At 39.3% G+C, this 9,296-nt stretch carries 11 protein-coding genes; 9 read left to right on the forward strand and 2 right to left on the reverse strand.

Annotated features, from left to right (window positions below; all coding sequences use genetic code 11):
- Nucleotides 1-316: 316 nt before the first annotated feature.
- The gene (locus tag ABHC48_RS20070) at nucleotides 317-1,471 is read right to left on the reverse strand and encodes a hypothetical protein (RefSeq protein ID WP_195700461.1); all 1,155 of its coding nucleotides are present in this window, start codon (nucleotides 1,469-1,471) and stop codon (nucleotides 317-319) included.
- A 253-nt stretch (nucleotides 1,472-1,724) separates the two neighbouring features.
- Between ABHC48_RS20070 and ABHC48_RS20075 the strand changes: the two genes are divergently transcribed.
- On the forward strand, nucleotides 1,725-1,907 hold the full coding sequence (locus ABHC48_RS20075; protein WP_195700462.1) for a helix-turn-helix domain-containing protein: 183 nt from the start codon (nucleotides 1,725-1,727) through the stop codon (nucleotides 1,905-1,907).
- An 87-nt stretch (nucleotides 1,908-1,994) separates the two neighbouring features.
- On the opposite strand, the gene ABHC48_RS20080 is transcribed toward ABHC48_RS20075, so the two are convergent.
- Complete coding sequence (locus ABHC48_RS20080; RefSeq protein ID WP_195700463.1) at nucleotides 1,995-2,327, reverse strand: helix-turn-helix transcriptional regulator; 333 nt, start codon at nucleotides 2,325-2,327, stop codon at nucleotides 1,995-1,997.
- 139 nt (nucleotides 2,328-2,466) lie between these two features.
- On the opposite strand from ABHC48_RS20080, the gene ABHC48_RS20085 reads away from it, so the two are divergent.
- The 8 genes from ABHC48_RS20085 (at nucleotide 2,467) to ABHC48_RS20120 (ending at nucleotide 9,135) form a co-directional block, all read left to right on the forward strand.
- Nucleotides 2,467-2,694, forward strand: a complete 228-nt coding sequence (locus ABHC48_RS20085) for a hypothetical protein (protein WP_195700464.1) — start codon at nucleotides 2,467-2,469, stop codon at nucleotides 2,692-2,694.
- Nucleotides 2,681-3,841: a GTP-binding protein gene (locus ABHC48_RS20090; RefSeq protein ID WP_195700465.1), complete on the forward strand. Its 1,161-nt coding sequence runs from the start codon at nucleotides 2,681-2,683 to the stop codon at nucleotides 3,839-3,841. Before ABHC48_RS20085 ends, ABHC48_RS20090 begins: the two co-directional genes overlap by 14 nt.
- A 155-nt stretch (nucleotides 3,842-3,996) precedes the next feature.
- Nucleotides 3,997-4,950: a DUF5688 family protein gene (locus tag ABHC48_RS20095; RefSeq protein ID WP_195700466.1), complete on the forward strand. Its 954-nt coding sequence runs from the start codon at nucleotides 3,997-3,999 to the stop codon at nucleotides 4,948-4,950.
- 96 nt (nucleotides 4,951-5,046) lie between these two features.
- Entirely contained in the window at nucleotides 5,047-5,979 is a 933-nt protein-coding gene (locus tag ABHC48_RS20100; RefSeq protein ID WP_347506024.1) for a DUF932 domain-containing protein, read from the forward strand.
- Between the two features lie 134 nt (nucleotides 5,980-6,113).
- Nucleotides 6,114-6,458, forward strand: a complete 345-nt coding sequence (locus ABHC48_RS20105; protein WP_195700468.1) for a DUF3848 domain-containing protein — start codon at nucleotides 6,114-6,116, stop codon at nucleotides 6,456-6,458.
- A 59-nt stretch (nucleotides 6,459-6,517) separates the two neighbouring features.
- Nucleotides 6,518-7,453, forward strand: a complete 936-nt coding sequence (locus tag ABHC48_RS20110) for a lambda-exonuclease family protein (RefSeq protein WP_195700469.1) — start codon at nucleotides 6,518-6,520, stop codon at nucleotides 7,451-7,453.
- 20 nt (nucleotides 7,454-7,473) lie between these two features.
- On the forward strand, nucleotides 7,474-8,208 hold the full coding sequence (locus tag ABHC48_RS20115) for a hypothetical protein (protein WP_195700470.1): 735 nt from the start codon (nucleotides 7,474-7,476) through the stop codon (nucleotides 8,206-8,208).
- A gap of 27 nt (nucleotides 8,209-8,235) precedes the next feature.
- Nucleotides 8,236-9,135: a DUF5688 family protein gene (locus tag ABHC48_RS20120; RefSeq protein WP_195700471.1), complete on the forward strand. Its 900-nt coding sequence runs from the start codon at nucleotides 8,236-8,238 to the stop codon at nucleotides 9,133-9,135.
- Nucleotides 9,136-9,296: the final 161 nt, after the last annotated feature.

The following is a 9,296-nucleotide window of genomic DNA, read 5'->3' on the forward strand; positions in this document are numbered from 1 at the left end:
TGTGAATTGTCAAGGTGCTCCGGCTACTGAAAAGTAGTCGGGGATTTTTCTATCATACCTAAAAATTAAGCGCTTACTTTACCTATCCCTTAGGAACTAAGGGCGCACTTCTATACCTACTTAGTGGCAGGTATTGGTGCGCCTTTTCTCATGCGAAAAGGAATTGCGGGAATTCTCCCGGACAAGCCTTCGCCTTGTGATTATTTTTTCTTCCTGCCACGGCCATTGCCTCTTACCGGCTTACATAAATCTGAGTAGCGTTGTAATATATAATCTAACAATAAGCTGTATTTTTTGAGATTTCAAATACTATGCATTAATCATTGTCCAGCTGATCTGCTTGCAGGACATCTGCGTCCGCCAATAGATCCATTGTTTCACCCTGGATATATTTTAACGGATTTGGGAATACTTCTTCACTGCAATATTTTGCTTTTTTCTCTGAGAGAGTTATTGGAGAAATGTCAAGTTCATTAAAATAAGGCATGGCACCGGAAAGTATATCTGGATCAAGGTGATTTTTTTGTGAATCAAGTCCATGTCTTTTTTTGACTGCATATAATACATTTAACATTTTACGTTTTACTCCCTTTGAGTAACGGCTGTTCGCAATTTGTTCACGAGCATCGCTATACAGTAGAAAATCACCAGCACCGTACATTTGTTTCAGAAGCTTGCACAGAGTTTCACGAGGACGCGTATTGGTGCCATCTAATAGTTCTGATTCTGTACAATGACATTTCTTTTTATCACTTAATAGTTTTGTACGTTGTTCACGTAATTCTATTCGGAGCTGTCCAAGAGCATTATTGAGCTCTTGCGGATCGTCCAGGTATCCCTGAGCATTTTTTATCTGTAGCTGTGGATATTTCAAATATATTGAAAGCTCATAACTTTTACAACTGATCGTAATAGCGAAGGTTTCAGGAGTACTTCTTTTCTGTTTTTGATTATAATATTTTTTTACTTTGAAACGATGAGGAATTTTAGCTTGTTTGAGTAAATATAAATATATTTCAGCTGTTTCCTGGTCGTAAAACCATAGGTTACAACAGTAGTCGATTCTGCGAAATTTACCATCGTTCAATATATTTTCACTTATATTACATAATTTTGTTAATACAGAACTGACAGTGATGGGAAGCTTTTTTAGATTAGCTTTTTCAATGATACGGGTGTATAGTTTCGTATATTCGCCGGTCAATATGCGAGGATTGATTGTAAAGTTAATATAATATACTGGATTATAGCTTTGGGGATCATATGTCGTAAATTCTATTCTGTTTATACCTAAAGAACGATAATCTGTAGTGGTATATTTTACGAAGTAATCTGTTTTGTGTGCCGCTCTTTTTTTTATCAATAGATCAAAGAGCGCAAAGTAAGTTTCCGAAGAAACTCGAAATCCATAGGTAAAGGTATGTATTGCCATTGCGGCATTGTTTTCTTGCTGGAGTAACACTTGGTTCATTTCTTATTTCCTCCTGTTTTGGGGTTTTAGTACACGCATTCTTGATTTCGCCAATTTTCGCTCTGGGTGGATGCTACTGCATTGGGAGAGTATATTTTGGTTGAAAAAAAGATTTCTGTAAGGTATATATAATGGAACTTATGCGGTGCCATTTATACACCGTATTACGATATTGTTATACGAAAATGATTTTTTGTATTTAAATGACGACAAACAGTCAGATAAGAATATCATTAAGGAAGGAGCGGGCGCTATGTTAGAAACGATACCCGAAATATTAACATTGATTCAGTGTCAAGAACTATTGCATATTGGAAGAACAACGATATTGAACATGATAAAACAGGAAGAGATAAAGGCATTTAAGGTTAGAGGCAGATGGAGAATACGAAAAGAGGATTTGGAGGAATATTTGGCAAAAGCAGACAGATTTTGAACGAATAGTAGAAAATAAAAGCAGCTTGGTTTTTAGTCCCAAGCTGCTTAAGTTAATGAATCTGTCTATTAAAAATTATTTTTATGCCTATAGGCTGTGTTTTGAAAATTCAAATATCAGATTGTCAAGGGAAGACTGAATGTTATCTGATAAATTACGATACATTTTAAGATGCTGTAGTTCTGCATCCGTGAGATTTTCTTCGTTATAAGCTCCAGGACGTTGTGGATTATCAGTATTGCCGATAAGGTAATCCACAGATGTATTAAAATAATCCGCTAATTTGATTAAGGTTGCGATATCTGGCTCGGTAATTTGGTTTTCGTATTTGTATATAGTTTGCTGTGAGAGGTCTAAACGCAATGCCAGCTGCTGCTGACTTAAGTTTTTGGATAGGCGTAAAGTTTTTAAATTTTTCATGTTATCGGTCTCTCCTTTACTGCTATTTTAGCAAGAATATGCAGTACAAAATAAACTATAATGTTGTTGAAAATAAAACTAAAAAAGCGTATAATGAAGGAAACTTTAATAACGAATGATAAATGTACGAGGTGGTTTTATGGGAGACAATCATAGGAGCGAAAAGAAAAGTAAAACAACATATGTTGTTGGAAGCATTGTGCTTACTGCGGCTGCATTTGTTGTAGTTCCAAAGGTAATGGAATGGAGCGCAAGTAAGCTATACAATCAAAAAGTAAAACAAAAACCAAAAGATGAAGATGACTGGGGACCGGAAATTGTAAAAACAGATAGTCTGAAAAAGGAGAAGGAAAATGCTGAATTATAGTACAGAAGAAATGGCGCATGAGCTATTGCAAACAATTCAAAAGGAATATAAAAGTCTGAATAAATTCAATATAATGGTATTGGGGAAAACTGGGGTTGGAAAGAGTACTTTAATTAATAATTTATTCAGTGAGAAAATTGTTGAAACAGGTATTGGACGACCAGTTACGCAAGAAATCAAGAAAATAGAGAAAGAAGGATTCCCATTAGCTTTGTATGACGTACCTGGTCTGGAATTAGATGGGGAAAATGATGTAGATAATCTTTTAAATCAGATTTTAGGGGAGATTGCCAAAGGTGTAAGAAGTGGTAACTTAGATCAAGCAATTCACTGTATTTGCTACTGCGTTAGTACACCAGTTCATCGTTTTGAGCAAGCTGAAATTGATTTTTTGAAAAAGTTTATAAATGGTGCAGGAATGTATAATGTACCGATTATTATTGTCTTGACACAATCTTATTCTAAAAGAGATGCTAAGGAAATGCTGAATGCGATTAAAATGGAAAATCTGAACGTGGTTGATATTATTCCAGTCTTGGCAGAGGATTACGAAATTGATGAAGATTATACTGCAAAAGCCTATGGATTAGACCGATTGGCTGAAATAATCCTTCAAGTAATTCCGGAATCAGTAAAAAAGACTTTTGTTGCAATTCAATGTGTAGACTTGAAAATGAAGGTTGATAAAGCAAATTCTATAGTAGCTGTAGCTGCCGCAACAGCTGCGGCTACAGGTGCAAGTCCAATTCCATTTTCAGACGCAGCATTACTTGTTCCAGAGGAACTGGCAATGATGGCAAAGATAACAAGGACATTTGGTCTATCGATTGCAAAAGGAACTCTAAGTACTATTATTTCAGGTACAATTGGAACAGCTGGGGCAACAGTACTTGGCAAAACGATTGTCGCTGCAATAATAAAGACCATACCTGGAGCGGGTTCTATAGTTGGAGGTGCTATTTCAGCTGCGACAGCTGCGGCATTAACAGCAGCATTGGGAGAAGCATACATTGCTGTTTTAGTTCAGATTAGTAAAGGTCAAATAAGCATACAGGAATTAGATACAGAAAAAGGAAAGAAGGAGATTAGGGAAATCTTCAATTCTAGACTAAAAGTAAAAAGAGATAAAAAAGGACAGCCTAAGTAATTGATGTGTTTATTGCGTAGAGCTGAAAGTTATATTGATGTAATATTTCCACGAAGGAGGAAACCAATTACATAACAAATAGCAACCTGTTATACGGAGCTGAAACGTGAGTATGCGTTTCAGCTCTTTTACGTTCATCAAAAAGGAGGCATGAAATGTTAAATTACAAAGAGTTCATGGAGGCATTAAAACAAACGATTTATTCACAGACAGGCTGGAAATCTGACTGTATGGGGAGTCTGACGGATGAAGGACCGACATCTGACACGACATTGGAAATTCATTATATGAATACAGACAGAGATGCATCTGTTATTTCAATCAGAGTCCCGGAACTGTATGCCAGATACCAGATTGGGGAAAGTATTACATCCATAGCAGATTCAGTTATCGGGACGATCCGTGAGGATGACAGATTCTGTCTGGCACAGGCAGTCAGCCAGTGCAAAAATTATGAGCTGGCAAAAGAGCGTTTATTTATTAGTGCAGAAAGTATTTACAATGAGGAAGAACTGACACAGTGCGTATATCAGACTGTCGGTGATATTGCAATTTGTCCAAACCTTAAACTGTTAGACCGAAACGGTAAGATGATCGGACTGAAAGTTGCCCCGGAATTTCTAAAATTATGGAAGACAGATGAAAACGAAGTAATAAAGGCTGCAGTGAGGAATTCATCAAAATTATATCCTGCCAGATATTACAACTTTCTGAAAGCCCTGTTTATGCAGGAGTATAAAGGGGAAGATTTCATGGAAGAGGACAGTTCTTCCATCCTTCTGGAAGGAAATGGGGACAAGTGTATCAGCACCACCATACTACAGCATGGTGCAGCTGCAATTTTCTATCCTGGAATCTGCAGAAAAATCTGTGAAGTATTGGGTGCAGAAAGCTTATATCTGGTGTTTACATCTGTCCATGAAGTCATGGTATCCGCAGTAAGGGCGGATTTATCAGTGGAAGAAATGCAGAGAAGACTGCACAACGGATCCAGGACAGTAAAAGAACCAGAAGAGAAGCTGACAGAACAGATCTATTGCTATGATGGAAAAAGTAACTGCATCCGTCTGGCAAAAGGTGAGGGAAAAGTATTTCAGTGTGATGAATAAGGGGGAAGCGTAATTGCAGAGAATTATTATCAGTATTTTATCAGCAGCAGTTGTAATATGGGACGAGATCATGAAAAGAAAAGGAGAGAAATGATTATGGCAGCAAACGTAGAGAGTATGTTTTATACAAGAGAGAAACCTTGGCATGGACTGGGAATCATGGTAGCAGAAGCACCAAATTCCAAAGATGCATTACGGCTTGCAGGGCTTAACTGGAAAGTTCTCCAGGAGCCAGTCTACACAGAAAATAAAGAACTGCTCCAGGGGTACAAAGCGAATGTAAGGGGTTCTGATCGAAAGGTGTTAGGCGTGGTAACGGATCGTTACAAAGTAATCCAGAATGAAGAAGCTTTTGCTTTTACAGACGCATTACTTGGTGAGGGCATCCGTTATGAGACAGCCGGTTCCTTACAGGAAGGGCGCCGTGTATGGATGCTTGCCAGACTGCCAAGGGAATTTATCATTGGCGGTGAGCGAATCAGCCCCTATATGGTATTTTCCAATACCCACGATGGATCGGGAGCCGTGAAGACTGCCCTTACACCAATCCGTGTAGTCTGCAATAACACACTGAACCTGGCGCTTCGTACTGCAAAGCGTAGCTGGTCTATGATCCATACAGGGGATATCAGTGGAAAAATTGAAGAAGCCAAGAACACTCTGCTTTTGGCAGATGAATACATGACTGCGCTGGGACAGGAATTTGAGAATCTGAGGAAAATCAAGCTGTCAGAGAAACAGGTATTGGATTATATTAAGATTCTTCTTCCAATGGAAGAAAATTATTCTCTGCTTCAGAAACGTGGTGTAGAAAAACTGAGAGCAGACATGAAAATGAGATATTTTGATGCACCTGATCTGAAAGACGTTGGAAACAACGGATATAGATTTGTAAATGCGGTATCTGATTTTGCAACACATTCTACGCCAAGAAGAAAGACAGCAAATTATAAAGAGAATATTTTCGCCAGAACAGCAGACGGCAACCCAATGATTGACCGGGCATACCAGCTGGTCAAGGCAGCATGAATTACCGATGGGACTATCGCAATAAGCAGTTTTATACAGAATATGGATGTTAATCATAATTAAATCTATATCTTGTATGGATATCAGCGGATGCGATAGTCCTATGTTATTTCAGAGTATAGGAGACGAACATAATGAAGCAAAAAGTGAAAGAGGAATTAAAACAGGAGTTTGTCCAGAAACTTTACGGAGAATTTTCCACTTACAGAGAACATCTGCTGAGTGAAAACCCGATGGATCTGATCGCCGAGGCATACAAGATTGAAACATTTTCCTCGTTATATGAGGTGCTTCTGGCAAAATCTGCACAGCTTAGTGACGTTGCGCTTTTAAACCTTTTGAATATGTCAAGCGGGATTCTGGAAGGTATGTACAAGAAATGGCTTGGTGTAAAAGACCATTCCTATCAGGAACTGGAAGAGTATGTGGGACATGAGGTCGAAGATCTGGAAGGATATGACCTTCCAGAAGTAGTATAAATAGTTAAGACTGTAAGAAATAAAAAGCAGGAAAGTTGAAAAACAGGAGGACAGGAATTATGAGACGAAAAATGACACCGACAGGAAACCTTACAAGAGAAGAATGGTTACAGCTTAGAAGAAACGGAATCGGCGGTTCTGATGCTTCTGTGATTATGGGAAAGAATCCTTACAGAAGTATTTTACAGCTGTGGGAAGAAAAAACAGGAAAGCTGCCAGTTTCAGATAATGGAAATGAATTTACTTACTGGGGGAATGTGATGGAACCGATTATCCGCAAGGAGTTTATGAACCGTACCGGGCTTAAGGTGCGCCAGAAACATGCAATGATTTTTCACGAAGAGTATCCGTATCTGTTTGCAGATGTAGACGGAATTGTTACAGATGAGCGGGGGGAGAAATGTATCTTTGAAGCAAAGACAGCGAGCCAGTATAAGGCTGACCAGTGGGAAAATGGTGTACCCGAGGAATATGTATTGCAGGTACAGCATTATCTGGCAGTTTGCGGCATGAATAAGGCATATATAGCAGCACTGATTGGCGGCAATAAATTTGTCTTCACTACAATTTACAGAGATGATTCATTAATTGAAGAACTGACCGCCAGGGAAAAGGAGTTCTGGGAAGAGTGCGTACTTACAGGCACAGAGCCTGTTGTAGATGATTCTGAGGCAACCCGGGAATATCTGAATGAAAAATATAGTGATTCAGTAGCGGATACGATTCAGCTTGAAGCAGATATGAAAAAGGTTATAGCACAGTACCAGGATGTTGATTACAAGGTGAAAGAACTTGAAAAGCAGAAGACAGGGCTGGCTAACCGGATTAAGGCTGTGATGGGGGAGTACGAGACTGGTGAATTAGATGGAATCGTTGTTTCCTGGAAGAAAATCAGCCGGGAATCTGTGGACAGCAGAAGACTCCGCAAGGAAAAGCCAGAGATATTTGCAGAATACAGCAATGTCAGCTCATATAGAAAATTATCTGTTGCGTAGTGATTACAGGGGGAAAGATTATGGCAGAAAAAAGAATCCGGAATTTAAATCCGGAAGAGATTGAGTGCCGTGTAGGTGCAATCATGGAGCAGGGAATCACTCTGCTCCTTTATAAAAATGCAAGGGTAGATCAGATGATACTGGATGAAGTGTTTGGAATCTGCGGATGGCAGAGAAGGCATAATATGATTGGAAATGAGCTGTACTGTATCCTCAGCATCTGGGATGATGAGAAAAAGCAGTGGGTTCAGAAAGAAGACGTAGGAACAGAAAGCGACTATGAAAAGGCGAAAGGTGCCGCATCGGACTCTTTTAAACGAGCCTGCTTTAATATTGGTATTGGACGGGAGCTGTATTCGGCTCCTTTTATTTATATTCCCATAAATAAAGTGCGGATGGGCGAGAAGAATGGGAGAAAGTCTGTGAAGGACAGCTTTTCAGTGAAAACTATCCAGACCACCGCCGACAAGGTGATCACAGCACTGGAGATTGTAAACCAGAGAAGTGAAACGGTATATAGCTATCAGGTGGCACAGACAGCTTCTGTTCAGGTGACAAAGCCTGATGATGAGAAAACACAAGTCCAGAGAATATCAGATGGGGAAATTCAGATTCTGTATGCGGAGCTTGGAAGAACAGGAGTTACGATGCAGCAGATCCTGAAACGGTATGGAATCACATCTATACAGGAACTGGATCAGGTGACTTATAAAAGAGCGCTCAATGGGTTGAAGCGAACCAAAAGTGCAGCATAAAGCAAAGAAAATGGAGGATAAATCAATATGGATTATAAAGAATTTGTGGAAGAACTGGTAAGGGAAATCAAGAAAGAGACAGGATTCAGAGTGGAATTTTGTGCAGCGGATGAAGAGGAAACACAGGATTGTATGAATGTGTACACGAATGAAAACGGAAAGCTTCGTCTGCTGACAGAGAAAACATATTGTAAAATGAAAACAGAAGGAAAAACACTCACTGAGATTGTACAGGCGGTCAAACAGTCAACAGATAATTTCCTGAAAATGGGAATCCCAGGCAAGCTGAAACAGCTGCAGTGCTATGAACAGGTAAAGGGCGAGCTGTTTATCAGACCACTTAATATGGAAAAGAAAAAGGAAGAACTGGAAAATTCTCTTTACAAGCAGAACGGAGAAATCGCATTGACTTTATATATGAAAATCTCTGACGAGGATGGAAAGCTTACGAGCTGTAAAGTACCTTTAAGCTATGTCGAGAAATGGCCTGTAAAGGAAGAGAATGTTTTTGAGGAAGCTATGAAAAATACTATGTCGATGATGCCGCCAAGAGTATGCGAATTATTGAAACTGGTTCTGAATCCGGCTTATGAGGGAGAGGATATCTATGCTTCTGACTATATTCCGGAAAAAGGCGGGATAGGAAACTGTATGAGTACAAGTTCAAAAACAAATGGGGCAGTGGCAATCTTTTATCCGGGAGTTGCAAAGACATTTTGTCATAAGCTTGGGGCAGATGGCTTGTATCTGGTATTTACAAGTGTTCATGAGGTGATGATTCATGATGAGGAAAGTGTGGAGCCTGAAAATTTGAAAACAATTCTGGAAGAGACAATAAAAGAAGCAATCCCGGAAGAGGATGTGCTTACCAGACATATTTATCACTATGATCTGAAATCAGACCAGATCGAAATGCTAGCGGCATAGTGTTACAAGTGAGTTTCTGGCTGGTGATTTTCGGATGACCGGGATCACCAGCTAGGAATGTAAGATCAAAAAGGTATCAAATCTAACGACCGTCAGATCTGGAACGGTATATACCGTGGCAAAGCTAGTGGAATGGGTTACTTTTGATACTTTTTTTTACA

Source organism: Ruminococcus sp. 1001136sp1 (assembly GCF_039841815.1).
Lineage (GTDB): Bacteria > Bacillota > Clostridia > Lachnospirales > Lachnospiraceae > Blautia_A > Blautia_A faecis.

What these genes read in the sequence shown, in the direction of transcription:
- ABHC48_RS20070 (WP_195700461.1), bottom strand. Translation starts at nt 1,471, where the DNA reads ATGAACCAAGTGTTACTCCAGCAAGAAAACAATGCCGCAATGGCAATA.
- ABHC48_RS20075 (WP_195700462.1), top strand. Translation starts at nt 1,725, where the DNA reads ATGTTAGAAACGATACCCGAAATATTAACATTGATTCAGTGTCAAGAA.
- ABHC48_RS20080 (WP_195700463.1), bottom strand. Translation starts at nt 2,327, where the DNA reads ATGAAAAATTTAAAAACTTTACGCCTATCCAAAAACTTAAGTCAGCAG.
- ABHC48_RS20085 (WP_195700464.1), top strand. Translation starts at nt 2,467, where the DNA reads ATGGGAGACAATCATAGGAGCGAAAAGAAAAGTAAAACAACATATGTT.
- ABHC48_RS20090 (WP_195700465.1), top strand. Translation starts at nt 2,681, where the DNA reads ATGCTGAATTATAGTACAGAAGAAATGGCGCATGAGCTATTGCAAACA.
- ABHC48_RS20095 (WP_195700466.1), top strand. Translation starts at nt 3,997, where the DNA reads ATGTTAAATTACAAAGAGTTCATGGAGGCATTAAAACAAACGATTTAT.
- ABHC48_RS20100 (WP_347506024.1), top strand. Translation starts at nt 5,047, where the DNA reads ATGGCAGCAAACGTAGAGAGTATGTTTTATACAAGAGAGAAACCTTGG.
- ABHC48_RS20105 (WP_195700468.1), top strand. Translation starts at nt 6,114, where the DNA reads ATGAAGCAAAAAGTGAAAGAGGAATTAAAACAGGAGTTTGTCCAGAAA.
- ABHC48_RS20110 (WP_195700469.1), top strand. Translation starts at nt 6,518, where the DNA reads ATGAGACGAAAAATGACACCGACAGGAAACCTTACAAGAGAAGAATGG.
- ABHC48_RS20115 (WP_195700470.1), top strand. Translation starts at nt 7,474, where the DNA reads ATGGCAGAAAAAAGAATCCGGAATTTAAATCCGGAAGAGATTGAGTGC.
- ABHC48_RS20120 (WP_195700471.1), top strand. Translation starts at nt 8,236, where the DNA reads ATGGATTATAAAGAATTTGTGGAAGAACTGGTAAGGGAAATCAAGAAA.